The following is a 25,171-nucleotide window of genomic DNA, read 5'->3' as shown; positions in this document are numbered from 1 at the left end:
AATATGGAAAAATACAGCGCAAAAGTTGATGAATATATTGAAAAATCTCAGGATTTTGCCAAGCCAATTTTAAATTACATTCGAGAGATTGTTCACGAGTTTTGCCCCGTTGCAGAAGAAACGATTAAATGGAAGTTTCCGACGTTTATGTATAAAGATAAAATTCTTTGCTCAATGGTTTCATTTAAACAATATTGCAGCATGGGATTTTGGTTGCACGGTGAAATGCAGACCATAAAAAATCTTGAAACGGATGTTGAACAATCCAATATGTTCAGTTTAGGAAAGATCACCAAACTCGAAGATCTTCCTTTAAAACCTCAGCTTAAGAAAATTATTCTTGAAGCAATGGAACTTACCGACATGGGTGTAAAATTGAAAAAAGCAGCACCGTCTACAACTGAAATCGCAGTTCCTGATGAGTTTCAAAATATTTTAGATCAAAATAAAAAAGCTTTGGCCGTTTTTGAAAAAGCATCACCTTCATTCAGAAAAGAATATATCAATTGGATTACGGAAGCTAAAACAGAAGGCACCCGAAATAAAAGGATTGAACAGGCCATAGAATGGATCTCAGAAGAAAAAGGCAGAAACTGGAAATACGAGAAGAAGAAATAATTAGATGGAAATTGGGTGATGGAAGCTGGAGGTTTACAAGTTTGAAAATATTTTTTGAAAAACCCTAACTAAACTTCTAGTGGAATCTGAAATTTGCTTCGGGAAGTGTATTATTTTTGAGAAAAGCTTCGTATTCAGGCGACATTTGGGTACGACCGAAAGTATTTTGTCCACTCATACTTCCGAGACGTACTTTATCTTTACCATATTTTTTATTCATCGCATCCATCGCTTTCATTACAGGTAAATGCTGATTTTGTGTATCTTCTTCAAATAAATTAATCAATCTTTGATCTTCCGGAACAAAATCGTTGACAATAACTCCTGCTTTTTTATAATGAAAGCCTTCTTCAAAAATAGATTCAAACAAATCATTCACGACTCTACCAATCAAAATTGATGAGTTGGTCGGGTTCGGAAGAATTTGAGTTTTAGCATTTCTATATTCGGGTAAATCTTTTCTGAAACGATTGGTCTGCACGAAAACTGTTACCATTTTGCAGCAGGTATTTTGTTTTCTCAGTCTTTCAGAACAATACATTCCGAATGTTTCTACCCGTTCTCGTACATCGTCTTTTTGAGTAAGCATTTCCATAAAACTTCTCGTCACGGCAATCGATTTTTTAGGCGAAGGCGTATCTAATTCCAACTGCCGAATTCCTTTCAACTCATTAATCATTCTTACGCCATGAATTCCCATGATCTTGCGAACCCACATTTCCGGTTTTTGAAGCAAATCCCATGCTTTATAAACACCATTATCGTGCATTTTTACGGCAAGTTTTCTACCTATTCCCCAAACATCACCGATGTTGAGCCATTTTAAAGCTTTCTCAATTTTTTCCGGAGTATCTAAAATATAGACCCCTTCATAAAATTGTTCTGGAAAATCTTTTACAATCCTGTTGGCAACTTTACACAAGGTTTTTGTAGGTGCAATACCGATGCTTACGGGAATCTTTGCTTCATTTTTAATTCTTTCCCGTATTTCAAGACAATAATCATAAATGCTGATGTATTTAAAGCCTGTGAGATTTAAAAATAGCTCATCTATGCTGTATGTTTCAAATTCTAAAACGTAAGAACTAGCCAACTGAATGACTTGCTGACTTTTAAAATTATACAATTCAAATTTTGCAGAAAAAACTTTTACATCATTCTGTTTAAAAAGTTCTTTATACTTAAATGCAGGAGCTGCCATCGGGATCCCTAACTTTTTCGCTTCCCGACTTCGAGACACCACACATCCGTCGTTGTTGGAAAGCACCACAACGGGCTTGTTTTCAAGCGAAGGATCTAAAGTTCTCTCACAGGAAACAAAGAAATTATTGCAATCGACTAGAGCGTACATGAGGTAAAAAAACTATTTGAAAGTACAAATCTATGACTTTTAAAAGATAATTTTAAGTTTAAAAACGATTTTAACATTCAATTTAATTACATGAAATACAAACAGTTAAATATTTTAAAACACGTCAAGTTTTGTCGTACCAATGTATTGATCAGTGGTTCCAGAAAATTTATTTTTTTCATTTTAAATGGTCCCTTTTTTCTCCTCAATGCGTCAAGTTTTGACGTATTGCATCCCTACATTTGTTTTCTAAAGAAACTAAAAATATGGATAAAATAACCTTACAGAGAATAGAAAAATTACATCCTTTTGTGAGGGAGGAAGTAAAACAAATCATCAAAGAATGTGATGAAGCATTAACCGGAAAAGCTAAAATTAAGATTACTCAAGGGCTTCGAAGTTTTGAGGAGCAGGAAAAACTCTATGCTATCGGAAGAATTACAAACGGAAAAAAAGTAACGAATGCCAAAGCCGGACAAAGCATCCACAATTACGGATTAGCCGTTGATATCTGTTTAATTATTAATAAAAAAATAGCGAGTTGGGATACTGTAAAAGACTGGGACAATGACAAAGTTGCTGACTGGTACGAATGTGTAAAAATTTTCGCAAAACACGGTTGGGATTGGGGCGGAAACTGGAAAACTTTTAAAGATCTCCCCCACTTTGAAAAGAAGAATTTTCCGACTAAAAAAGGTTTGGTAAAAACGACTTGGAGAGCACTTGCAAAGCTGAAAACAGATGAAGAAGGATATGTGGTTTTTTAAAAAATTTTATACGTCGAGTTTTGGCGTTGTGAGAGAATAGTTTTGTAAAAACCAAAAGAATCAAAATTATGAAACAATTTAACGATGAATGGAGTGATAATTTATCCGAATTTAAAATGCTTTCTTTTGAAGAAGTGAGCAATGGGTTCGAAGGAAATAAAAATCCTTTACAAGGAATAAAAAATCTAGAAAGTGCAGAATATAAAGATGATGAATATATTAATCTTAAAAATCTTTTAGACAGCATTAGGCTCGCCTACAGAAATAGGAGTAAAATGCAATATACATTTGCAAAATATTTCAATGATACACCACAAATGTACATTATGGATGATAGTAAGAACCATATTGACATTTCAGCAAAAATCGCATTAAAAAACGGCTCTATAAAAGTTTCTCAAAATCTCGGAAATGACAAACCTTTTATGGAAGTGTTTTTTGATAGTAAACAACGTTTAACTTACTCCCTTTCTTTTTGTTACTCAGGATCTAGGCAAGTAGCAATCGTATTGCGAACGCATAGCTTTAAAGAATATAGAAATCTATTACTTTATTTAGGTTATGGAGATGTGGAAACCGATTATGATGCATCTAAGTTTTTTATTAGGGAGTTTACTGACTTTCTAAAGGACACTAAAAATACAGCAGATGATTTATACAAAGTATATGCAGATTTGCCAAAAAGTTTTATCGTACATATACATCTCACTACTGAAAAAGTTGTAGAACATCTCAAAATTCTTACAGAAGTGGATGATACAGGCTGGTTTAGCTGGACTAAAGATACCAGTTCTTTGTTGATAACAGTATTGGCAATGTTTCGAGATTATGACAAAGTAGTAGATTATCTTAATGAAAATCCAAAATTCGTTAATGAAATTTATGATAATCTTGATAGGCATTCTGAAATTTTGGGACAGCCAATTTCTAACCGTATACTATTTGCATCTACCTTAAATTTGTTTACGCAACAAGATCAAGATGCAAAAACAAAAATTACCAATGTTCTCACCAGTTACGGTAATTATTATATTGAATCAAATATTTTGGAGCTAAATGACACTCTTAATACCATTAAAGGAATTGTCAGTTTCGATTGGGATTTTGATTACAAAGATGCTATTTTCCTACAACAGAAAAGAACGGTAGCAAAAACTAGAGAACGTCCACTTATAGGACAAGACGGAGAGCCAATAAATGATATTGCAACAGATGAAACAATTACTGTAGAGGAGAATGTAGATCCCGGTTATTTCTACAATCCAATGAGTCCGGTGACCTATTTCGATAAAGAAGGAAATTCACATTTAGTGACTGCGTTATTTATAAAAGCGATTGCTGATGAGAAAGAATGGGCGGAAGTAATGCATCATATCCGTATTGGTGGGGATATTTTTGCTATCATTTTAGGGGTGATGACATTAGGAACAACTTCAGGATTTTCTGCAGTGGCAATTGCAGATCTTACTTTGGCAAGTGTAGATTTGATACTGATGAATGAAGACGTGCAAAAGTGGTTATCTGATCAAGGTTCTGCAGGAAAATGGTTTATAGAAAACTGGGATTTAATCTATGCTTTTGTAGGCGCAGGAATAATGAGCGCCGTAATAATGGAAGGTATTCTTATACATGGTCCTGCACTTCTAGAAAGACTTAAAAACATAAAAAATGTAAAAGAAAATTATCTTACTTTTACAAAGCAGTTGGAGAAATTAATTACAGAATTAGAAGCTTATCGAGTAAGAAATTCTACTAATGTAATTGAAGAAGTGGTTATCGTCGGTGAGAAAAATGGTCTTTTAAAAAAACTTCTTAAACTAGTGTCTTCTCCACAAGAAAATCTGGCATTTATTGTAGAAGATATTGTTAAAAAAGGACTTTCTGTAAAAAAGATTTCTCAAGAAAAATATGAAATTTTTTACAAAGGTTTTTCTATTTTTGAAGGAGGGCAATATGAAGCAGGAGCTTTTTTGAGAAAATATTTTTGGAAGAGTTTGGGGAAATCCACAGACGAATTAGATAAGATTATCAGAAAAATAAAATATGATAAGTTTTGGAAAGATGGCTATGATCCAGATCCTACATTTATTATATGGGGTTCAGGCAAAATATCCCATACTAAATTATGGAATAACACAATTGATGACATCATTAGTAAAGGATGCGAAATTAAATACAGTGAAAGAAATTTAGCATATGGACCCAGTACTATTCCAGGTGAACCAGGAAGACTTATATTAACGGAAGAAGCTTCAATAACAGCACTTTTACATGAAGCAAAACATTTCTTAGATGATTTTAAAATGGGTTTTCCTGGAATGGCAAGACTAATGGAAAATCCCAAATTACGATGGAGTATGGAATATGATGCTTACATGACAGAAATTAAATTCTTAAGAAAAAATAAAGAATTTGAAACTGCAAAAAAATTATTAGAAAATGCTTTGGATGAGAAAAGATATCTTGAAGAACTATATAACATCAAATTTTAATAAAATGAATAAAATATTTTCACAAGAAACAATCAATAGTATTAAAAATAGAGACACTAAAGATATTATTGACAACTTTCTACACGCAACCCACGATATGCCTAGATCACATGCAGCAATATTAATTGGTCTTAGAATTAATAATGACTATCAAAAATACTCTAAATTATTATTAGAAGAAATGGCTAAAAAAATACATTTTCAAAATGTAAGATTGGGGATTAAGTCAGCATGGACAGTAGCAATTTCAGCAATAGAAAATCTAAACCCTACAGATTATTTTAAAATTAAAAATGAATTTGACAAATGGGACGAAGAAGAAAGGAAAAATTTGTTAGAATGGTTAAGGCATCATCCTGAACATTGCAAAATATTAAAAGAAGGTAAGGTTTAGTCTTAATCCTTTTCTTTGTCTTTAATTATGGATGTCTAAATTTGATTTATTGTAATAAATAATTAATGAAAAATTCATTTACAGAATATCTAATAAAAAATGGTTGGAAAGAAATTAATGCAATGACCTTCCAACAAGAAGAATCACAAAAAGCAGAAATATTTTTTTCCAGTTCAAATCAAATTGAAGTATATATAGATTCTAAATTAATAATTGAAAAATATCTACTGAACTTAGAAGATTTAAAAGAGGTATTAAATGAGATTTAATATAATTCAATTAATATATTACCGCTTCTTTAGAGGCGGTTTTTCATTTCTCGAAATACTTATCTTAATTTGATAGGCAAACAATGTTAAAAAGGAAAATCCTTAACTAATTTTGTTACCTTAAATTTTATAACACGTCAAGTTCTGTCGCCTCCCTCCCCTATCTTTATTCTACCAAAATAACAGTAGAAAAATGAAAAAGACAACCCTACTTTCTTTAGATGGAGGCGGAATAAGAGGCATCATCACCTGTATTATTTTACGCTACATAGAAGAACAGCTGCAGATTCATGACAAACCAAGCGCAAAGCTTGGAGATTATTTTGATCTGGTGGCAGGAAGCAGCACGGGAGCATTAATCGCAGCGATTATTTTGTGTCCCGACGAACATAGAAAAGCAAAATATTCTATTCAGAAAGGTTTGGAATTGTATTCTGAAAAAGGCGGCGATATCTTTCAGGTTTCTTTTTGGGAAAAACTGATCAACCCATTTGGACTGCTGAATGAAAAAATTTCTCAGGAAGCTTTAGAAAAAAACCTCAACGAATTTTTTGGAAATTTAGAATTAAAAGAACTGATAAAACCCTGCTTAATAACAAGCTATGACATAGAAAACAGAAGAGCAAAATTATTCAATTCCTGGAAAGCCCATTTAATCACCGATAATTTTTATGTAAAAGATGTTTGCAGAGCGACTTCAGCGGCACCAACTTATTTTACTCCAGTTCAGATAAAATCGATGTACGGACAGATTTTCAGCTTAATTGATGGAGGAATGTTTGCTAATAATCCGGCACTTTGTGCTTACGCAGAGGCAAGAAAGGTTCCTTTTGCCGAAGTTTTGAAAAATCATCAGAAAGCCAATTATCCGACCGTGAATGATATGATTATTATTTCAATCGGAACCGGAATTGAATCGAAAAAATATTCGTTTAAAAAAATGGAAAAAGCCGGAAAGCTCGGCTGGGTGACTCCAATTATTGATATTCTGATGTCTGCCAATGCAGAAACGGTAGATTATCAGCTTTGCCAGATGTTTCAGACATTGGGGCAAAGAAATCAAAAGAATTATTATCGTCTAAATCCTTCGTTGAAAAACGCTTCTCCTGCGATGGATAATGTAAGAAGATCTAATATTGAGAATTTAATTCAGGCAGGATTGAGCTATATTGATGACAACAGAGAAATTTTAAACCAAATTGTACAAAAATTAATTAGAAATAAAATATAAGCTTTTAAGATTATAATTGACTAATATAAGCTTATTCTATTATAATTAAAAAATAAAATTTTAGACTTTAAACACGTCAAGTTTTGTCGCTCCTCGCCCATATCTTTACAGTATAAACAAAGACACAAAAACAAATCTAAACAACTTTTATATCCATTTGAATTCAACACAAAGTAATGCTGAACAGCCCAAAATATGTTCAAAAAACCTCACAATTAAAGACACAAAACATGGAAACATCAAATCACAATTCTGATACAATCTCCAAAAAAGACCTCTTTACAATTGAATGGAGCGACATCGAAAACGCAGAAATAGATTACGAAAACTACCTTAATGATATCGAAAATTTCTTCAGAGACGATTTTGAAAATGACATTCTTGAAGAAGAAATTGAAACTAAAATTTAACTTTCTAATACGCCAAGTTCTGTCGTTGTAACATCTTAAATTTAATGTAGTAACCAAGCACAACTCATCATATCAATTTTCATGAAAAAGTCTTAGAATTTAACATTCTCAAAATGTTGAACAGCCCGAAATATGTCTAAAACTCAACAATTAAAAACACAAAAATGAATCTTCCGATTAAAAATAAAGGTGGAAAACCCGTTGCCGGAAACCACCTTAAAAAAATAAGGCTAAAAACCTGAAGATCAATAATAAAAAGAGACTTCAAAAATTTTAATATTAAAAGTAAAACAATTTTAAAATGTCAACAAATTTAAACACAAATAACTCTTCGCAAACGCTATTCAGATTTGCAGCAATGAGAAACCCTGAATTATCTGATCCGAAAAACAAAGAGAAAAGATTTATCTTCAGAGGGAAAAAAGCTAAAGATGATAGTAAAATTGATTCTAACCTAAACTCTTCAAATAACCTAAACTTAATTTTAAGAAAACCTTCGGCAATCAATCTCACGGTACATTCTGAAGACTCTCTAAAAACTCTTTATCTTAAATTTTACGATTTTGCGGTTTGGGTTGCAAGAAATAAATCCACTGCTACCAAACAAGAATTTGACAAGCAGATTGCACTTTGCAAAACATTAGGAGCTTTAACCGTTGATGCTGTTCTTTGGGATAATCTCGTTTATCAGGTAGTCACCCAAAAAGATTTCTATGCGAAAGAACTTATTATGCAGCTTCTCCATCTGGCACATATTCTTGAAAATTATGATATGTCTGAAGAGTCTTTTGAAGAGATGAAAAAAGCAAAAGTAGTTTTACCAAAAGAACTATTTAAAGTATCTTCTACAGGTTCTAATGGAACATCAACATCTTCATCTACTCAGAGGGTGATGTTCGATAATAAAGCAATGAAATTGGCAGAAGCCTTTGTAAGTCTTAAAGAAAACGAAAATCTTACAAATACTTTATCAAAATTAGAAAAAACATACAAAAAAAAATATGCTGAAACATACAAAAATGCTTATACAAGCTATGAAAAAGAAGTAAAACCTATTATTCAATCAGCTAGAAAAGATTCAGCTGAAGCAGATAGAAAAAAGTTAATTCTAGAGAACAGAATTAATTATCTGACTCAACTCAGTATCGCTGATCCTGAAAAGTTCTATGCAAACAGTGAACTGAATACGGAGCTTCATCGCATCAAAGATGAGATCATGAAAATCACAATTCCTGATGTAGAAATACCGGAATTTGATTTCCAATTTGAAATTCCTGAGATTGATGCAGCACAATTAAGCAGAACCTTAAAGTCACAAGACCAAAACACTTTAAATAGATTATTTGGAACAACTACCATTATAGATTCTTTAGCTGAAATTACTTCATTTGAAGAATTGAACCACTATATTACTCAAAATAATCAGGTTTTACAGCAAACAGTATTGAATAATACCGTTCTTGATCAACAGGTTTCTGCTACAGTGGGAGGTGTTGTAATACCCGTAAATAATAATTCATATACAGCAGGATATATTCCTTTCAGCATAAAAACTTATGCTCAGAATTCATCCGAATGGAGCTTACTTTTAGCTTTAAGTAGCAATATTGAAATCGCTTCAGCGAAATATAAGGTACTTGTAAAAGATACGGAACTTTCCTCTACGAGTTTATCTTCTTTAGGTGGAGGATCTTACTTATTGTTTGATGTACCTAGAATTCCAGTTTCTAAAACCTCTGGAGTTGAACAGTTTGTTGTAGAAGGAGAATTTACATCAAAAGATGGGATCACTTATCGTTTCAATGTTAAATTAGTTATTGATCCGGATAATTTAGACAGAATAACTAAGCAATATACCTTCAGAGGAGCCGATGGATGTATGCCTGTCGATCCGCCAAAACCGGAAACACCGGAAAATCCAGAGAACCCGCCGTATAATCCTTCTGAAACATCTTCTTTTATCCCTTCAGGATTTGGAATGAAAAATATTGGTGTCGCAGATTATTTAAAAGTAGAACAAAGTACGTACTGCTATGTAGAAGGAGACGTTGCTCATATCGAAAACATTATGGCGCGTGAATATAAAGAACGTTCTACCAGAAGATTAAAACGAAGTGAATCTCAAACCACAAAGTCTTCAGAATCTGAAAAAGAAAAATTGACAGACACTACTTCTACCGAAAGGTATGAAATGCAGAGTGAGATTTCTAAAATCATGCAGGAATCTAAAGATTTTGCAGCACAAGCTGGGGTTACTGCAAGTTGGGGAATAGGAAAAGTATCTTTTGGGGCAAGTGCAAATGCAAGTTATGCTACTCACAACTCTAAAGAAGAAAGTAACCGACAAGCAGTTACCGAAGCTAAAGACATCACAGCAAGAGCTTTAGACAGAATTGTAACGAAAGTAAAAGAAGAGCGTATTGATAAAGTTTTAGAAGAATACGAAGAAAATAATAAACACGGTTTCGATAACACCAAAGGAAGTAGCCACGTTGTAGGAGTTTACAGATGGGTAGATAAAGTGGTAAAAAACCAAATCTACAATTATGGCAAACGTATGATGTTTGAATTTATGATTCCTGAACCAGCCAAGCTTCATACTTTAGGAATAAAAATGATTGATGAAGCCGAAAAATTAGTAAAACCTATTGACCCAAGAGAATCTCCTACTAATAAAATGGAAAATTTCACGTCGTTAAATGGTCTTACGGGTGAAACAATTTTAAAGTTTTGGACAGGTAAATATAATGTTGAAATAGATGAATTTCCTATGGCAACATTTAATATAAACAAATCGTTCCATGAAAGAGATGCTTCACACACAGGTGGGGATGAGGGTAAAGTACAAGTTACCAATGGTTCTGGAGAAGTAGAAATCCCCGAAGGTTACATTGCGGATCAGGTTACTTATACATTCAACACCTATCCACACGGTTTTTTTGGCTCGCATCAAGCATTTATGACTATCGCCGGAAGACGTTTACCTTGGATTGAATCTATTCATGATACAGAAAAATATGGAATCTTAGAAAATCTAAATGTTAGAACCAAACTAGCTTACTCATTTGCTGCAGGTGAAAGTCCAATTATGGAAGGAAGTTTAGACATTCGATGCAATCTTTCTACTGAAGCAAAAAATGCTTGGCTACAATCCACCTTCAACAAAATTATCGAAGCCTACCAAGTAGAAATGGATAAATACAACCAAGCTTTAGCAGAAGCAAAAGCTTTAGGGGTACAAATAAAAGGTTCAAACCCAGGCTTCTACAGAAAGATTGAGAATACAATTTTAAGAAGAAACTGTATCTCTTATATGATTAATCAAAATACAAATGTTGAATTAACATTTGGCAAAGGTAAATATCACAACAACGGATATTCTTCAGGGGAAGAAACTTTCTTAAATACAGATATTAAAGTAGACGCAAAATTAGATCAGTATGCAGCTTTTGTAAAGTTTATGGAACAGGCATTTGAATGGGATATTATGAGCTACTATTTCTATCCTTATTATTGGGGTAACAGAGAAAAATGGGCAGCAATGTACCAATTTGATGATAACGATCCTACATTCAGAGCATTTATGCAGTCGGGTATGGCGAGAGTAATTGTTACGGTAAGACCAGGCTTTGAAGAAGCTGTAAGACATTTCCTTGCAACCGGACAAATCTGGAACGGCGGTGAAGTTCCTGTAATTGACGATCCATTATTCTTATCAATTGTAGACGAAATGCGCTCTGCATTAGGTAAAAAACAAGGTGAACCGTGGAGAGAGAAAATCCCTACTTCATTGACTATTCTTCAGGCAGATTCTATCGGTTTGAGAGTAGAAAAAGCTTTGCCTTGCAACTGTGAACCGGGAGTGAAATTTGACGATCAGTTAGGTGAAATGTGCGGAAGTAATTTTGCGCTTAACAACAATCAAATTGGCCAGTCTGGTGATAAATGGATGGAGATTAGTTTTAAGAATATGGATACCACAGTTCAAAATATTGGAGAAGCGGATAAAGAAGGTTATTTTCCAAGACAATATTTGTGTTTAGGAAACAGCATTACGATAGACCGAGACGCAACATGGCAACAAACAGATTCTTTTGCTGTGGTATATAAAGCATTATCCGATGAACTTTCTCAAATCGAAGGATTAGAAAGCTATCCAATGGAAAGAGGAATTAAATTTAAAATCAATGTAAGTAAAATTAAAAATTTCTCTTTCACAAAACCGGATGGAGACGATAGTCATGATATACTGAAAATGCATTCTCCGGAATATAGCTCATATGGAGCAGAAAGAATTCTAGACAAAGACGGTCAGGTTATTCCACAAGCAGAATATTTAGATAAAGTTCCTTTAAGCAAATTTTTACTGTAATTCTTAATTATTAACTATTAATTTTTAATTAAGTAACAATGAGCCAGGTAAAACCTGAGTCTATTTGGCAGCACTACAAAGTGCTGCCTTATATTCTCACATCCTTAAAGGACAAGATTAATGACATTACTGCAGTTGAAAAAATCATCATTTTCGGCAGCAGAGGAAGACTTCCTGTGGAACGCTGGGACGAATTACAAGGAAAAGACTGGGATATATTGGTACAGGCAAGATGTAAGGTAAAAAATGCTAGAGTTTTAGTTGGTGAAAACTATCATTTAGATGTTTTAGTATTGGATGAAGACCAGGTAAAAAAGTTTTGCCAAAACAAAATCACCAAAGAGCTTTTTCCTGTAAATGAATTGGAATTTTTAATGGATAAAAACACAGAAAATGGAAAAACTACAAAATCCTAAAAAAATATTAGAAGATTGGAGAACAGATGATTTTATCAACAAACAATATTTATGTTCAGAGCTTCGAAGAAGAAACATTCTTTCTAATTATTATATTTTGGAGTATAACATAGATAATTATGATTGGCACGCAGAACAAACTTCTATTACAGACAATAATGAAAACACAATAAGATTAAAAACTTATCTCAATAAAAACACAGAGCTCGTAGATTTAGTGCAAAGACAAAACGAAATAGAGTTTGATATAGATTTAAATGAAAAAAAACTATATTTCCGTTTAAAGTATTTTTTTCACAGACAAGCCAATACTGAAGAGCTACGTAGAAATAAAGCAATTGTACTTGAAACATTTTCTTATGATGAATTTAAAAATTTAGTACAATATGTTGGTTATGGTGATTTTGAAAAAGATTCTTCGTATGATTATTGGGGATATTTTTCTAAAATTTATGAATTCTATTTTAAACAAGCGAGTACAACAGAACAACTAATATTTCTTTACACTAATACTCCCGATTTTGTCTTTGAAAGAATGTCATTAGATGATGAAAAAATCATGGAACATCTTATTATGTTAGCAGAATATGATGACACCGGGTTCTTCAGCGGTTGGAAAGACGGAAGTTCTGCTATAGTAAATGCATTGAAAGCATTTTCAACAAATACATATATTCTTAATAGATTCAAGACAGAGCCTGAACTTTGCAACCGAATCTATTATAATTTGGATGGAATTAGTTTTATCAACGGGAAACCACAACTCAACCGCTTGATTTTTGCAAACATTTTAATGCAATACTGTTTGTTTTCCCATAACCGCCCAAAAGAAAATGCTCCTACATTTCGGGTGGGTGAGGATTATCAAATAGCTACGAGTGTAACTGAACTTTCAGGAAAAGATTTAGGCTTTGGACAGTCTAATGAAAAATCATTTTTTCTTCAACAACAACAGATATATACATCTGATGAAGAAACTGAATATGAAACAGACGAATTTGGAATTTCTATTCCCATTAATAGTCAAAGCAGAACAAAAGCCTTAACAAAAGGAAAGGAATATTTTCCTTTAGAAATGGTATATTTTATAAATGAAGATGAGAAAAACTTTAATCCTCAAACTGGTGAAGAATTACCTCCAATAAAAATGTATGTTCCTGCAATCTATGTAAAAGCCTTGGCCGATGCCAAAAAATGGGATGACATTAATTATCTTATTCGTATCACGGCTGATATTATAGCTGTTGTTTTAGGAATAGTTACTTTAGCCACAACAGGAAACCCTTATCTTATTTTAGCTGCAATGGCAGATCTAAGTCTTGCGGGAATAGATCTCACGGTACAAGCTTTACGGCATGAAATTGCAAAGCTACAGGGTGGTGAACAGTTTCTAAAAGAATGGGATATCATTTATGGTGTTGGAGGAGCTATTGTAGCAGGACCACAGTTAATTATTTCTGTTTATAAGGGTATTTTTATATTACTGCCTAAAGCTGCAAAAAATGTACAGCAAGGTTTGCGGACTATGGCAATTTCCTTATTTTTGGATTTGAATTCAGGACGATTTGAACGTAGTCAATTAAAATTTTTAGATACTACTGAATGGGTTCTTCCTAGTTGTGGTTCTTTTGATTCTAACTCTGCAATGTGGCTTGAAAATATTGGCGCAGGTTTTATTGAAATAGCTAATGAATCTAGAAAAGCAACAAAACAGGAATATTTGTTCATTTACAAAGGATTACCAGTAGCAAAAGGCAACAAATATGTAAAAAACTATGCCGATTTAATGCGGAAAGTAAGACAGGCCAGCTACAGCCAAGAGAAAATGGTAAATGTTATAGACGAGGCTCTTGATGATACTTGGAAATACATGGATAAAGAGCCTGCTTCTGGAGGAAAATATGAAACAAAAGACTTGGAACGAATTTATAAAGAAGGCTCAAAAAAGGATTTTGAAAGAGGTGTAAAATACCTTAATGAAAAGGAAAGGGAATCCTATGAGGTTTTTGTACAACACGACAAGATTGTAGATGTTAAAAGAAATTTAGTAGATACCAATGGAAGCAATTACATTTCCATAGATGGTGATTCAATCCCAACAAATATGGCGATTTTTGTAATGTCAGAAGAAGGTAAAATGTATATTTCAAAAAATTACGCATATGGTAAATTTGATCATTCTTCATTTTTAGCAGGAAAACCTATTTCAGTAGCAGGAGAAATATATATAGAGAAAGGTGTTATTAAGGAAGTAACAAATGATAGTGGTCATTATATACCATCTTTAGACTTTGTAAAGAAAAACACTTTAAAAGAATTAGAAGCAAGGTATTATTTTAATGTAGAAAATACTAAAGAAAAAATTATATTCAAATCAAATTATTAATTACAATGGAGCAAAAATTAATTCTAGATGCAATACACGGTGCAGTTTGGAGAAAAAAAATTAGAGAAATCTTTACTTTAAAAGATATGTATAAAGACATGACAGGCGACTCGGATCTATCAAATTTAAAAATTGATATCGTTTTAAAAAATAAAGAGATTTTTGAATGGATAATACAACATCCCGAATATGATTATAAAGAATTATTAGAATCTCCTTATAGCAATGAAGAACTTTTTAGATTTTTTAAAATATACTATGAAAGTATTATTTTTAAACTAAATAAATATTTCAGTGGTGATTATACTATAAGACTTTCAGAAATAGAAAACATGTAAAATTAAAACCGTCAAAAAGGCGGTTTTTTTGGATTTAAATAGCGGAGCTTTCCAAAGACAAGATTTGAGATTGTTTGAGCAAACAGAATGGGTAATCCCAAACAGTGGATTCTTTTCTAAAACTGTTGAATGCGATGCTTTGGTACAAAATGGAGCGTGGTTTATGGAGCTGGATGCAGCAGCCATTATGGAAAGTATCAATAAAGGAAGTGGAATTAATCCTGATATTATAGGAGCAATAAGTCCGAGTAGAAAATTTGCTTTAGTTTATAAAGGAGAAATTGTTGCTCAGGGTAATCGTTATGACAAAGCGTATCAAAAGGCTTTGATGGATTTGAGGAGGGTGAGTTATGATGTGGAAAAAGTTGGAGAGATTCTCGACGGAATTATCAACAGAAGACGTATTGTAATCGCAGATGATATTTCACTTTTAGAGAAGACACCTGAAAAAGGGATTAAAAACAGTTTTCTTTTAAAAGATGAGTTCGGAAACTATATAGGAGAGCTCGTGCGAGCGCAAGAAAAAACAGATAAATTAGTGTATAGCATTAAAATAAAAGGAAATACCGAAAAAATTAAATTGTTTTACTCGTTTATTAGATGAAAAAGCTGCAAAGCTTAACGAATTACCTATTTTTGGAGATGAAAAAATGTTGATGGGTGATTTTAATATTCCCACAGCTATAACATATAGATATTCAGGTTTAGGAGATTTGATTCTTTCAGATGCAATAGTTTTTTATCAATCTAATAAGAAATTTGGAAGGTTAGATGGAGTTATTGGTTGGTGGAAAAAAGCCAGTATGTATGAAGACTACGGCGGACAATCTATAAACCTCAAAAAATTCTGGGAAGCTGTAGATGACGGAATGTCTTATGAAAAAGCAGCTTTAGAAACTTTTACAGGTTCTAAAATGAAAGCAAAAGGATTTGGAAAAGTGAGGTATAATACTTCCAAAAACAAGATTAGCGAAACTGAAGTAATTGTTAATTTTTTAAAAAAATAAAATATGGAAATGATATTAATTTCAAATACAGTTAGATTTAATCAATCTTTTGAAGACTTTACTAAAAATTTTAAAAATAAATCTTCCACCTTTGATGTGGAAGATATGTTTATTGTTCCTAAAAGTACTCTTTCACGAATAAATACAGAAAAGTTTAAAGACCAACCTTTATCAAAGGAAGAATCCGAAGAAATGAAGTTTATTTTGGAAAACAAAATAAAAGAGCTTTTAGTACCAAGAGAACTTTATAAAAAAGGAGAAGCTGTTTATACAATTACTTTTTTAGGAGAAGAAATCGAATTAGACCCTCGACCAACAGGACATAATGATAGTGATCATCTAATTTGGAAATTATACAATTTAATTGAGTTAATTGATTCGTGTTTAATTGAAGGCAAACCTGTGTATTTAAGCATAACGGATGACAATAATTAATTTTACGGCTCTTTTTTAGAGCCGTTTTACTTTTTATACCCCAGCTGCCGCACGAATCCCTTCGTGTGGCTTAAAAAAAAAAAATCTTCTCATCCAATTGTATTATTTTTTATTTTTATAAAAAACATAAAAGATGAGCAGAAATTACAAATTCCATAATCCTGAAGGTTTATACTTCATAAGTTTTGCCGTCGTGGGTTGGCTTGATGTATTTATCCGAACTGAATACAAAGATATTCTTTTAGAAAGTTTAATATTTTGTCAGAAGAATAAAGGCTTAGAAATACATGCATGGTGCGTTATGTCAAGCCATGTACATTTAGTTTTTCGAAGTATCGATGGTCAGAAACCAGAACTACTGATTGGTGATTTCAAACGATTTACAAGCAAGGCAATTGTTAATGCTATTAAAGAAAACCCTAGAGAAAGCAGAAAAGAATTTCTCTTGAATTTCTTTCTTAAAGAAGGTGTGCAAAAACTTCCAACGTAAATCAATATCAATTTTGGAGACATGATAATAAACCTATTGAGTTGTGGAGCAATCATGTAATCAATCAAAAAATAAATTACGTGCACCAAAATCCAGTTGAAGCAGGTTTGGTTTTCCGTGCGGAAGATTATAGATATAGCAGTGCTTTAGATTATTCTGATGAAAAAGGACTTTTGGATGATATAGTCATTTTTAGAATGTTTGATATCTAAGATGATTGACCACACGAAAAGATTCGTGCGGCAGCTGGGGAATTATTAGACTTTTTATCACATGAAGCATCACATACTAGAGATTATATATTAAAAAAAGAATTAATCGCACAAGGTAAATCCCAAAAAGAAGTAAAGCAAATTATTGGAAATCTTTGGGATGAAGAAGAAAGGGCTTATAGTCATCAAGTAGATTGGCAAAAAGCCATAGGTCAAGAACCTATGTTTAAAACAAAAATACAACAGACACAACATATCAAAACTTTATACCCTAAAAAATAGAATATGGATACAATAAAAATTGTAAATGAAATCATTAAATTTGGAAAAGATTACTCAAATGTTCCTACTTTTTTGAAATCAAATAAAAAAATAGACTTTTTAAAGATTCATGATGCTTTAACTGATTTATTGTTTTGGCAAAAAACTGTTTATAGAGCAATGGCAAAAGGAAAAGCATTGAAAAATTTTAGTATGTTTAATACTGAACAATTCAATATTTTAGAAAACAAAGATGTTTACAATGACTTACTTGAAAATTGTAAAGAATTAAAACATTTATTTTTAATCAAAAATAATATTATTATTGTTAACCCATCTCTTACTCAATATGAAGTAAAAGAAATACGACAAATTATTGAAAATAATTTTGAACCAGATATTCATATTTAAATTTTAAATACTGATTAATTTGTTAAACCACCTTCGGGTGGTTTTTTGTGAAATAAGTATGGATAGAAATATTATATTTGAGTGGAGAACTTACTCTTGCAATTAGAAATGGCTTTAAACGTTCTGCTACTAAACTTGTAGGTAAAGAAGAAGACTTTGCTAGACTTGAAAAGCAATTAGATGAAGCTGTTATTGAAGAAAACGGAAAAAGTAGAAAACTAAATGAAGTAGAAAAGAAACAGATTCGTGAAGAAGTTAGACTAAAAGCCGGAATGGCTGAAGACATTGATAAATATATTAAAATGTCTGCAGAGGAATTTGAAGCAGGGCTCAAAAAACTTCAAAAAGCCAATATTACCCCTGAAAATGCTATGAAGTACCTTGACGAGGCTTTAATTTATTTTAATCACCGTGTTGTAAATGGAATTGTGGTACAGATTGCTGATAGTAACTGCGTAAATGTCGTACAAGCTGTAGAAGACTTCTTAAGAACTGGTAAAATTATTGTAGCAAAAGTTTCTGAAGCACAGAAACTTAGGGTAATAACAAATATGGAGAACCTTTTCTTACGTTAAAATTGGAAACATTACAAAATAAAAATTATTTCAAAGTGGGAGAAAAAGGAATTCTATACTGCGACCGAGGGCCAAATGATTATGATCATGTATTAAATGTTTTTATGGAAGAGAGGGGATTGGTGCTTAAAGATGCTCAATCAATATCGCAGGAATTTGTTACTATAGATTACCTTAAAAAGACATACATGCCAAATAATTTTAAATTATTAAAAACTAAAAAAAAGTAATTATATGCTATCGGAAAATGAAATAATAAATGTTGCCAAAACCTATTTGGCAGCTATAGAAAAGAAAGTTGGAGAGCCACTTATTCTTCCACAAGAATTAATGATCAAAAAAAAGTATGGTATATATTTTATATATCATTCGAAAAAATATTGGGAAACTAAAGATTGGGAAGAAAAACTGTTAGGTAATGCACCATTTTTGGTAGAAAGTAAATCAGGTAAGATAATTGAGTTTGGAACTTCAAGAGGAATAGATTTTTATATTGAGGAATATGAAGCAGGAAGATTGCCGGATATGCCAAGACTTAGCGATTTTCAATAATTTACAACACCCTTCGGGTGGTTTTTTGCTGTTAACGAAAGCTATTTTTTAAACTTTATATTTCCGCTGAGAATGCTTGAGATTATAAATATTTTGAATATCTAAAAGTAAAATAAGATTATGTTAAATAATGAAAAAATGGATAAAGTCGCAGAAAGATATGTAAAAATGATATCTGAAAATATAAACGTAGAGTTAATTATTCCCAAAGATGTTATAATTGATAAATCTTATGGAAGAATTTATTTTTATGGAGCTAAAGATTACAAGAAACATCGATTAGCAGGAAACGGACCTTTTCTTGTTAGAAATGATACAGGTATTGTTATTCCATTTGGCACTGCCATGGATGTTGATTACTATATTAAAGGATATGAGGATGGCACTTGGAAACCTGCGTCATATGGTGTTTGGAATCCTAATTAATAGAACTTTTAAGCACAGATTTTGAATCTGTGCTTTTTATATGCTCAAAATACAAAAATTTATAATTACATAAAATCCCCTGTCATTTTGACATAAATAAAATTTTAAAATTTGTTCCAAATAAAAAAAGCATACAGCGACCATATAGCGATGATACAGCGATAGTATCATGACAAAATGACAAATTAAGATATTTTAGCTTAAACTTTTAAAGAAAAAAATAAAACACGACACCCTTTGTCGCATTTACCGCCTATATTTGTTTTAGAAAACGATACGAAATGAAAAAAGATTTTTACCTTACGAGATATGCCTTAATCATTAAGAAATTAGAGAGCGCTCCGGCTACGTATTCGCAGATGGAAGATTATCTTTTGAATTCCTTCGAATTTCAGGATGCGGGAATCAAGAGCTACTCTATTCGTACTTTGCAAAGGGATATTCGCGAGATATCCAATCTTTTTAATCTATCTATTCACAACAAAAAGAAAGGTGACAATCGATACTATATCGAAAGTCGACCAATGATGGAAGTCGATGAGTACAACCAAAAATTATTAGAATCTTTTCAGGTAAGCAATGCATTAAACAATCATCCCGATTTTGCCAATTTTATCTTTTTTGAAAGCAGAAAACCAACCGGAGTTGAACATTTTTATGATCTTTTCTTTGCCATCAGAAACAAAAGAATTGTCCTATTTGAACACTACAATTATAAAAATAAACTGATGACTTCCCGAAAAGTTCATCCTTTAGCATTAAAAGAATCTAAAGACCGATGGTATCTGATTGCGATTGACACCAAAGACAAAGCACTGAAATCTTTCGGTTTAGACAGAATCAATTATCTGGATATTACTCCACAAAAATTCAGGGAAAAATATAAGTATAACTTTAGAGAACATTTCAAAAATGCTTTTGGCGTGATGAATCTTACCGAGCAAAATCCACAAAAAATTGTATTGAAATGCAGCCGACACCAAGGAGAATACATCAGAAGTTTTCCTTTGCATCTGTCTCAGAAAGAGACTAAAGAAACTCAGCAGGATATTTATTTTGAGTTTTTCCTCCACCCTACTTACGATTTTATGCAGGAAATTTTATCATTCGGAAAGGAAGTAAGAGTTTTAGAACCTATAAATCTAGTTGAAGACATCAAAAAACATTTACAGGAATCACTAAACAGTTATTTGAAAGAATAGAATTTTGCATCTTTTTGATTATATTTACATAAATAATCATGTATTGAAGGCTTTATATCTAATTTTTATACTCATTTCAACATTTTGTTTTTCTCAGCAAACAGAAGAATTCAAGATGGTGAAAAATTATTATAACCAGCACAGAACAATGCTGAATAAGGAGTTTAAAAAAAAGTTTGATACTGAAAAAAATCCTTTGTATAAAACTGCTGTCAAAAATGATTTCCTTTTTTTTATGAAAAAGATGGACAGCATCGAAAATGTAGCCCTGATTGCAGCTTTGCTTAAAGTAAAAAATCTTGAAGATTTAAAAAAAATCAATTCTAAAACAGCTCTGTCTCCACAGCAGGATTTTCCAAAATCAATTGAAAAAACTGCAGATTATCCCGGCGGAATGAATGCCTTACGAAAAGAAGTCGCACAGCTTTTTTATGGAGGTGGTGTATTTTCTGAAACAGGAAACATAAAAACCAACGTTGCATTTATTGTTGAAAAAGACGGAACGATCAGCGATGTAAAAGCTGAAGGCGACAACTTCACATTCAACCGACAGGCAGAAATTGCATTATACTCTGTTTCTGAAAAATTTTCTCCCGCTTACACTAACGGAAACCCTGTAAGATACCGTTTCAGATTACCTTTAGTGCTTAATTTTGACTAACCAAAGACAATCATACAATTAACTAAATTGGCTTTTTCACTCGATGGTAAGTGTTATATTGGTTATAGATTCTAAATTTCCAAAAAATATTATATTGAAAAGCTTAGTTTTGCACTAAGCTTTATTTTTATGTTTACAGACGAATATTTTATGAGAATGGCTTTCCAGGAAGCTGAGATTGCATTAGAAAAAGATGAGGTTCCTATCGGATGCGTAATTGTTGCCAACAATCGAGTGATTGCAAGAGCTCATAATCTTACTGAAACATTAAACGATGTTACGGCACATGCCGAAATGCAGGCAATCACTTCAGCAGCCAATTATTTGGGCGGAAAATATTTAATCAACTGTACTTTGTATGTGACTTTAGAACCTTGCGTAATGTGTTCGGGAGCACTTTCCTGGTCGCAGATTTCAAAAGTGGTGATTGGAGCAAGAGACGAACAGCGTGGTTTTATCAATAAAAATTTAAGCCTACATCCCAAAACAGAAATTGTTTCAGGAATTATGGAAAACGAATGTTCTACGATTGTGAAAGAGTTTTTTAAGGCTAAGAGATAAGGTGTTGAGGTAAAGGTTAAGGCTGAGAATAAGAATTCATTAATCTCAACCTTAATCTCAACCTTAGTTATAAATCTTTTCCAAGGAAATAAAGTCCTTTCAAGGTGTGAAGTCGGTCTGCAATATGAATTTTTTCCGTTAAAGGCTTGTAAACATGGGAAACTCCACCGGTTGCGATTACAAAACACTCATCATTCACTTCATTGTTTATTCTGTCAATAAAACCTTCTACCATTCCAAGAAAACCGTAAACCATTCCGCTTTGCATACAGGTAACGGTGTCTAAACCTAAAACAGATTTTGGTTTTACCAATTCAATTTCCGGAAGTTGAGCAGTCTGACTGATGAGAGAATTTAGAGAAGTGATAATTCCGGGAGCGATAATTACCCCTAAACATTCACCATTTTCGGCTACACAACTTGCGGTAAGCGCGGTGCCGAAATCTAAAACGATTTTCTTTCTTCCCGGATACATATTGTGAGCCGCCACAAGATTCGCATAAATATCTGTTCCCATCTGTTTAGATTTCGCAACAACTTCTGAAGGAGTCGTTCTATCAACCATTACAGGAGCGATCCCGTGAATTTTTCTGATCGCAGAAGTAATTTCTCTTGTTAATTGCGGTACTACAGAGCCTATAATTACTTTTTTAATAGCCTTAGGATCAATTTTATAGGTTTGATACAAGATCAACATCTGACCATGCAGTTCATCCGCAGTACGGTAAGGTTTTGTATTGATTATCCATGAAATATCACAGTTGTCATCATCAAAAAGACCAAATCTGATATTGCTGTTTCCAACATTGATTACGATAGAATTCATTGATATATTTTTCAGTCGGAAATTCATCAAAATCTATTAATGAAAGATGAATATCCATATTAATTTTTCAGAGGTAAAAATAATACTTTTCATTAAAATAAGCTTTTAAAATCAATGAAAATGGTCTATACTTGTAATGGATTTGTTTTAAACCAAACACTTATGAAAAATATTTTTGCATTTATTCTCATTATTCAGGCTGTAACAATAATGGCTCAGAAAAATATAAAAATGTATCCCGAAAGAAACGGCGACTCTATTACGTACTATGCAGACAATCTCGAAATTTATCCTGTCTCTTTGGTTTTTAAAGGTCAACCTGAAGTAAATAATATGAAAAAGCCTGAACTTTTTAAAACGACACAGGTAATTCCTGCAAAAACCACAAAAATGAGAGTAACTTATTTTGTGGTGAATGATAAGCAAAAAGGTTGGGGCGTAAAGAAAATGCCTGGTTATAATAGTTATATTGGAGACATCACTATAAAAAACTATGACAAAAACTACGTCTACGACTTACCATTTGGCAAAGGAAAAGCCTTTTGGATACATCAGGGATATAATGGAACATTTTCTCATCAGAACGAAAATTCTTTAGACTTTATCATGCCGGATGGAACTGAAATTTTAGCAGCAAGAGAAGGTTTGGTTATTGATGTGGTACAAAACAATAATCAAGGTTGCCCAACCAGAAATTGTGCTCCTTATGGAAATTATATTTCAATTTTACATTCAGATGGTACGATTGCACAGTATTATCACTTACAACAGAATGGAGCACAAGTAAAAATCGGTGATACCGTAACGAAAGGACAGTTTATTGCACTCAGCGGAAATACGGGTTGGAGCAGTGGTCCGCATTTGCATTTCGTAACCTATTTACCAAGTGCAACAGGTGACAAGAACAGAATTACTGTAAAAACACTTTTTAAAACCGGATACGGAGATAAAGTTGAATATCTAGAAGAGAAAAAATCGTATTCGAGGGCGTATTAAATTTCGTTTTTACTCAAACAGGTTGGTTTAGATGTAAATACATTTTACATTAGGTTAAAACAGTACTGTTTGTAATCAAATCTGTTTTACATTAAGCTAAAACAACCTTGTTTGTCATAAAATACAGTTGCACTTGGTTTAAAACAACCCTGTTTGTGACCAAATAACTTTTACTTTGATTACAAACAATGATAATTGTAACTAAAATGCAATGTAATAATGTTGATAGGATTTTATCCTATCCTTTAATAGACCGTCCCTTCGGGACTCTTAAGAGATTGCTAACAAAAAAAGCTTCCGATTACTCAGAAACTTTGTGTTTATTTAAAAGAAATAATTTAGTAATTATCTTCTTCACCTTTCATTTTTTCAGCGTTTTCTGCCATGATTACGGCATCAATCATTTCAGATATATCACCATTCATATAGGCATCTAGATTGTACATTGATTTACCAATTCTGTGATCTGTAACCCTTCCCTGCGGATAGTTGTAGGTTTTAATTTTTGCAGAACGGTCACCGGTAGAAACCATCGATTTACGCTGTGCAGCGATATCTCCCACTGATTTCTGAACTTCTATATCGTATAATTTGGTACGAAGCATTTCCATTGCCAACTCACGGTTTGCCAACTGAGAACGGGCTTGCTGACAAACGACCACCATTCCTGAAGGTTTGTGCGTCAACTGTACCTTTGTTTCAACCTTGTTTACGTTTTGTCCACCCGCTCCACCTGAACGTGATGTCTGCATCTCGATATCTGCAGGATTCAATTCAAAATCTATTTCTTCCGCTTCCGGTAAAACAGCAACGGTAATCGCAGAAGTGTGTACTCTACCTTGAGATTCTGTTTCAGGAACTCTTTGTACACGGTGTACACCAGATTCAAATTTCATGATTCCGTAAACTCCGTCTCCTTCAATTTTTAGAATTAGTTCTTTGTATCCTTTAGCAGCCTCACTAGAATCTGTGATCTCATGTTTCCAGCCTTTTGTTTTAAAATACATAGCATAAGCTCTGTAGACATCTTCTACGAAGATTGCAGCTTCATCACCACCGGTTCCGGCACGAAGTTCTACAATAACGTTTTTATCGTCTGCAGGATCTTTAGGAATTAAAAGAACTTTAAGCTCTTCTTCAAATGCAGGGATCTTTTCTAAAGCTTCGTACTTTTCGATTTTTGCCAATTCTACAAAATCCTTATCAGAACCATCTGCAATGATCTCATCAGACTCTTCGATCGTATCTAAAGCCCCTTTATATTGATCGTAAACTTTTACAATTTTCCCCAAATCACTATATTCTTTGTTTAAAGAAGAATATCTTTTCTGGTCTGAAATGACATCAGGTTGAATAATAAGATCGGCAACCTCATTATATCTCTGCTTTATCGCTTCTAATTTTGGAATTAATGATTTAGACATATTAAAAATTTAGTTTGCAAAGATACGGAATTGACAACGAAGAACAAAAGCCCATTTTCATGAGCTTTTATTTATTTTAAAACTAAAA

At 32.6% G+C, this 25,171-nt stretch carries 28 protein-coding genes; 25 read left to right on the top strand and 3 right to left on the bottom strand.

Annotated features, from left to right (window positions below; genetic code table 11):
* The first annotated feature begins 3 nt into the window (after nucleotides 1-3).
* Nucleotides 4-618 carry a YdeI/OmpD-associated family protein gene (locus B5X64_RS01850; protein WP_079463627.1) on the top strand — a complete coding sequence of 205 codons (615 nt, stop codon included), beginning with the start codon at nucleotides 4-6 and terminating at the stop codon, nucleotides 616-618.
* A 76-nt stretch (nucleotides 619-694) separates the two neighbouring features.
* Here B5X64_RS01850 and B5X64_RS01845 read toward each other — a convergent pair whose 3' ends face one another.
* On the bottom strand, nucleotides 695-1,969 hold the full coding sequence (locus B5X64_RS01845) for a Y-family DNA polymerase (protein WP_079463626.1): 1,275 nt from the start codon (nucleotides 1,967-1,969) through the stop codon (nucleotides 695-697).
* A gap of 266 nt (nucleotides 1,970-2,235) precedes the next feature.
* On the opposite strand from B5X64_RS01845, the gene B5X64_RS01840 reads away from it, so the two are divergent.
* The 23 genes from B5X64_RS01840 (at nucleotide 2,236) to B5X64_RS01735 (ending at nucleotide 21,837) form a co-directional block, all read left to right on the top strand.
* A complete protein-coding gene (locus B5X64_RS01840) occupies nucleotides 2,236-2,736 on the top strand; it encodes a M15 family metallopeptidase (RefSeq protein WP_079463945.1) in 501 nt (166 codons plus the stop codon).
* A gap of 68 nt (nucleotides 2,737-2,804) precedes the next feature.
* On the top strand, nucleotides 2,805-5,228 hold the full coding sequence (locus B5X64_RS01835) for a hypothetical protein (RefSeq protein ID WP_079463625.1): 2,424 nt from the start codon (nucleotides 2,805-2,807) through the stop codon (nucleotides 5,226-5,228).
* Between the two features lie 4 nt (nucleotides 5,229-5,232).
* A complete protein-coding gene (locus B5X64_RS01830) occupies nucleotides 5,233-5,622 on the top strand; it encodes a hypothetical protein (protein ID WP_123921011.1) in 390 nt (129 codons plus the stop codon).
* A gap of 65 nt (nucleotides 5,623-5,687) precedes the next feature.
* Nucleotides 5,688-5,891: a hypothetical protein gene (locus B5X64_RS01825; protein WP_079463623.1), complete on the top strand. Its 204-nt coding sequence runs from the start codon at nucleotides 5,688-5,690 to the stop codon at nucleotides 5,889-5,891.
* Between the two features lie 193 nt (nucleotides 5,892-6,084).
* Nucleotides 6,085-7,122, top strand: coding sequence for a patatin-like phospholipase family protein (locus tag B5X64_RS01820; protein WP_079463622.1), 1,038 nt, complete (start codon nucleotides 6,085-6,087; stop codon nucleotides 7,120-7,122).
* A 230-nt stretch (nucleotides 7,123-7,352) separates the two neighbouring features.
* Nucleotides 7,353-7,532, top strand: a complete 180-nt coding sequence (locus B5X64_RS01815) for a hypothetical protein (protein WP_123921013.1) — start codon at nucleotides 7,353-7,355, stop codon at nucleotides 7,530-7,532.
* A gap of 301 nt (nucleotides 7,533-7,833) precedes the next feature.
* A complete protein-coding gene (locus B5X64_RS22495) occupies nucleotides 7,834-11,904 on the top strand; it encodes a hypothetical protein (protein WP_111944893.1) in 4,071 nt (1,356 codons plus the stop codon).
* 38 nt (nucleotides 11,905-11,942) lie between these two features.
* Nucleotides 11,943-12,320: a hypothetical protein gene (locus B5X64_RS01805; protein ID WP_079463620.1), complete on the top strand. Its 378-nt coding sequence runs from the start codon at nucleotides 11,943-11,945 to the stop codon at nucleotides 12,318-12,320.
* Nucleotides 12,298-14,706 carry a hypothetical protein gene (locus B5X64_RS01800; protein WP_079463619.1) on the top strand — a complete coding sequence of 803 codons (2,409 nt, stop codon included), beginning with the start codon at nucleotides 12,298-12,300 and terminating at the stop codon, nucleotides 14,704-14,706. The genes B5X64_RS01805 and B5X64_RS01800 overlap by 23 nt, the downstream gene beginning before the upstream one ends.
* 5 nt (nucleotides 14,707-14,711) lie before the next feature.
* The gene (locus B5X64_RS01795) at nucleotides 14,712-15,044 is read left to right on the top strand and encodes a hypothetical protein (protein ID WP_079463618.1); all 333 of its coding nucleotides are present in this window, start codon (nucleotides 14,712-14,714) and stop codon (nucleotides 15,042-15,044) included.
* 28 nt (nucleotides 15,045-15,072) lie between these two features.
* Nucleotides 15,073-15,648: a hypothetical protein gene (locus B5X64_RS01790; protein WP_079463617.1), complete on the top strand. Its 576-nt coding sequence runs from the start codon at nucleotides 15,073-15,075 to the stop codon at nucleotides 15,646-15,648.
* 52 nt (nucleotides 15,649-15,700) lie between these two features.
* On the top strand, nucleotides 15,701-16,051 hold the full coding sequence (locus B5X64_RS01785; protein WP_079463616.1) for a hypothetical protein: 351 nt from the start codon (nucleotides 15,701-15,703) through the stop codon (nucleotides 16,049-16,051).
* A gap of 3 nt (nucleotides 16,052-16,054) precedes the next feature.
* Nucleotides 16,055-16,486 carry a hypothetical protein gene (locus B5X64_RS01780; protein ID WP_079463615.1) on the top strand — a complete coding sequence of 144 codons (432 nt, stop codon included), beginning with the start codon at nucleotides 16,055-16,057 and terminating at the stop codon, nucleotides 16,484-16,486.
* Between the two features lie 133 nt (nucleotides 16,487-16,619).
* On the top strand, nucleotides 16,620-16,976 hold the full coding sequence (locus B5X64_RS23250; RefSeq protein WP_338030657.1) for a transposase: 357 nt from the start codon (nucleotides 16,620-16,622) through the stop codon (nucleotides 16,974-16,976).
* A gap of 80 nt (nucleotides 16,977-17,056) precedes the next feature.
* Entirely contained in the window at nucleotides 17,057-17,188 is a 132-nt protein-coding gene (locus B5X64_RS23245; RefSeq protein ID WP_338030658.1) for a hypothetical protein, read from the top strand.
* Nucleotides 17,189-17,473: 285 nt separating this feature from the next.
* The gene (locus B5X64_RS01770; protein WP_079463614.1) at nucleotides 17,474-17,860 is read left to right on the top strand and encodes a hypothetical protein; all 387 of its coding nucleotides are present in this window, start codon (nucleotides 17,474-17,476) and stop codon (nucleotides 17,858-17,860) included.
* 77 nt (nucleotides 17,861-17,937) lie between these two features.
* Nucleotides 17,938-18,435: a hypothetical protein gene (locus tag B5X64_RS01765; RefSeq protein ID WP_079463613.1), complete on the top strand. Its 498-nt coding sequence runs from the start codon at nucleotides 17,938-17,940 to the stop codon at nucleotides 18,433-18,435.
* A gap of 2 nt (nucleotides 18,436-18,437) precedes the next feature.
* Nucleotides 18,438-18,665: a hypothetical protein gene (locus tag B5X64_RS01760; RefSeq protein WP_079463612.1), complete on the top strand. Its 228-nt coding sequence runs from the start codon at nucleotides 18,438-18,440 to the stop codon at nucleotides 18,663-18,665.
* A 4-nt stretch (nucleotides 18,666-18,669) separates the two neighbouring features.
* Nucleotides 18,670-18,987: a YrhB domain-containing protein gene (locus B5X64_RS01755; RefSeq protein WP_079463611.1), complete on the top strand. Its 318-nt coding sequence runs from the start codon at nucleotides 18,670-18,672 to the stop codon at nucleotides 18,985-18,987.
* 120 nt (nucleotides 18,988-19,107) lie between these two features.
* Nucleotides 19,108-19,413 carry a hypothetical protein gene (locus B5X64_RS01750; RefSeq protein WP_079463610.1) on the top strand — a complete coding sequence of 102 codons (306 nt, stop codon included), beginning with the start codon at nucleotides 19,108-19,110 and terminating at the stop codon, nucleotides 19,411-19,413.
* A gap of 281 nt (nucleotides 19,414-19,694) precedes the next feature.
* Nucleotides 19,695-20,615 carry a helix-turn-helix transcriptional regulator gene (locus tag B5X64_RS01745; RefSeq protein ID WP_079463609.1) on the top strand — a complete coding sequence of 307 codons (921 nt, stop codon included), beginning with the start codon at nucleotides 19,695-19,697 and terminating at the stop codon, nucleotides 20,613-20,615.
* 244 nt (nucleotides 20,616-20,859) lie between these two features.
* The gene (locus B5X64_RS01740) at nucleotides 20,860-21,276 is read left to right on the top strand and encodes an energy transducer TonB (protein WP_228418687.1); all 417 of its coding nucleotides are present in this window, start codon (nucleotides 20,860-20,862) and stop codon (nucleotides 21,274-21,276) included.
* Nucleotides 21,277-21,405: 129 nt separating this feature from the next.
* Nucleotides 21,406-21,837, top strand: a complete 432-nt coding sequence (locus tag B5X64_RS01735) for a nucleoside deaminase (protein ID WP_079463608.1) — start codon at nucleotides 21,406-21,408, stop codon at nucleotides 21,835-21,837.
* A 67-nt stretch (nucleotides 21,838-21,904) separates the two neighbouring features.
* On the opposite strand, the gene B5X64_RS01730 is transcribed toward B5X64_RS01735, so the two are convergent.
* Nucleotides 21,905-22,663, bottom strand: coding sequence for a type III pantothenate kinase (locus B5X64_RS01730; protein ID WP_079463607.1), 759 nt, complete (start codon nucleotides 22,661-22,663; stop codon nucleotides 21,905-21,907).
* 162 nt (nucleotides 22,664-22,825) lie between these two features.
* Between B5X64_RS01730 and B5X64_RS01725 the strand changes: the two genes are divergently transcribed.
* Nucleotides 22,826-23,659 carry a M23 family metallopeptidase gene (locus B5X64_RS01725; protein WP_228418685.1) on the top strand — a complete coding sequence of 278 codons (834 nt, stop codon included), beginning with the start codon at nucleotides 22,826-22,828 and terminating at the stop codon, nucleotides 23,657-23,659.
* 338 nt (nucleotides 23,660-23,997) lie between these two features.
* Here the strand turns inward: B5X64_RS01725 and prfA are convergent, their stop codons facing one another.
* Nucleotides 23,998-25,083: a peptide chain release factor 1 gene (gene prfA, locus B5X64_RS01720; protein WP_079463606.1), complete on the bottom strand. Its 1,086-nt coding sequence runs from the start codon at nucleotides 25,081-25,083 to the stop codon at nucleotides 23,998-24,000.
* Nucleotides 25,084-25,171: the final 88 nt, after the last annotated feature.

It is taken from the genome of Chryseobacterium balustinum, from assembly GCF_900168205.1.
Taxonomy (GTDB): domain Bacteria; phylum Bacteroidota; class Bacteroidia; order Flavobacteriales; family Weeksellaceae; genus Chryseobacterium; species Chryseobacterium balustinum.
The sequence above is the reverse complement of the archived record's forward strand: the minus strand, read 5'-3'. Positions and strand labels throughout refer to the sequence as shown.

Excerpts from the sequence above, each read along its gene's own strand:
- B5X64_RS01745 (WP_079463609.1), top strand. The coding sequence starts at position 19,695 with ATGAAAAAAGATTTTTACCTTACGAGATATGCCTTAATCATTAAGAAA.
- B5X64_RS01840 (WP_079463945.1), top strand. The coding sequence starts at position 2,236 with ATGGATAAAATAACCTTACAGAGAATAGAAAAATTACATCCTTTTGTG.
- B5X64_RS01825 (WP_079463623.1), top strand. The coding sequence starts at position 5,688 with ATGAAAAATTCATTTACAGAATATCTAATAAAAAATGGTTGGAAAGAA.
- B5X64_RS01735 (WP_079463608.1), top strand. The coding sequence starts at position 21,406 with ATGTTTACAGACGAATATTTTATGAGAATGGCTTTCCAGGAAGCTGAG.
- B5X64_RS01755 (WP_079463611.1), top strand. The coding sequence starts at position 18,670 with ATGCTATCGGAAAATGAAATAATAAATGTTGCCAAAACCTATTTGGCA.
- B5X64_RS01805 (WP_079463620.1), top strand. The coding sequence starts at position 11,943 with ATGAGCCAGGTAAAACCTGAGTCTATTTGGCAGCACTACAAAGTGCTG.
- B5X64_RS01845 (WP_079463626.1), bottom strand. The coding sequence starts at position 1,969 with ATGTACGCTCTAGTCGATTGCAATAATTTCTTTGTTTCCTGTGAGAGA.
- B5X64_RS01785 (WP_079463616.1), top strand. The coding sequence starts at position 15,701 with ATGGGTGATTTTAATATTCCCACAGCTATAACATATAGATATTCAGGT.
- B5X64_RS01780 (WP_079463615.1), top strand. The coding sequence starts at position 16,055 with ATGGAAATGATATTAATTTCAAATACAGTTAGATTTAATCAATCTTTT.
- B5X64_RS01725 (WP_228418685.1), top strand. The coding sequence starts at position 22,826 with ATGAAAAATATTTTTGCATTTATTCTCATTATTCAGGCTGTAACAATA.
- B5X64_RS01795 (WP_079463618.1), top strand. The coding sequence starts at position 14,712 with ATGGAGCAAAAATTAATTCTAGATGCAATACACGGTGCAGTTTGGAGA.
- B5X64_RS01830 (WP_123921011.1), top strand. The coding sequence starts at position 5,233 with ATGAATAAAATATTTTCACAAGAAACAATCAATAGTATTAAAAATAGA.
- B5X64_RS23250 (WP_338030657.1), top strand. The coding sequence starts at position 16,620 with ATGAGCAGAAATTACAAATTCCATAATCCTGAAGGTTTATACTTCATA.
- B5X64_RS01770 (WP_079463614.1), top strand. The coding sequence starts at position 17,474 with ATGGATACAATAAAAATTGTAAATGAAATCATTAAATTTGGAAAAGAT.
- prfA (WP_079463606.1), bottom strand. The coding sequence starts at position 25,083 with ATGTCTAAATCATTAATTCCAAAATTAGAAGCGATAAAGCAGAGATAT.
- B5X64_RS01850 (WP_079463627.1), top strand. The coding sequence starts at position 4 with ATGGAAAAATACAGCGCAAAAGTTGATGAATATATTGAAAAATCTCAG.
- B5X64_RS01820 (WP_079463622.1), top strand. The coding sequence starts at position 6,085 with ATGAAAAAGACAACCCTACTTTCTTTAGATGGAGGCGGAATAAGAGGC.
- B5X64_RS01835 (WP_079463625.1), top strand. The coding sequence starts at position 2,805 with ATGAAACAATTTAACGATGAATGGAGTGATAATTTATCCGAATTTAAA.
- B5X64_RS01740 (WP_228418687.1), top strand. The coding sequence starts at position 20,860 with ATGGACAGCATCGAAAATGTAGCCCTGATTGCAGCTTTGCTTAAAGTA.
- B5X64_RS22495 (WP_111944893.1), top strand. The coding sequence starts at position 7,834 with ATGTCAACAAATTTAAACACAAATAACTCTTCGCAAACGCTATTCAGA.
- B5X64_RS01815 (WP_123921013.1), top strand. The coding sequence starts at position 7,353 with ATGGAAACATCAAATCACAATTCTGATACAATCTCCAAAAAAGACCTC.
- B5X64_RS01750 (WP_079463610.1), top strand. The coding sequence starts at position 19,108 with ATGTTAAATAATGAAAAAATGGATAAAGTCGCAGAAAGATATGTAAAA.
- B5X64_RS01800 (WP_079463619.1), top strand. The coding sequence starts at position 12,298 with ATGGAAAAACTACAAAATCCTAAAAAAATATTAGAAGATTGGAGAACA.
- B5X64_RS01730 (WP_079463607.1), bottom strand. The coding sequence starts at position 22,663 with ATGAATTCTATCGTAATCAATGTTGGAAACAGCAATATCAGATTTGGT.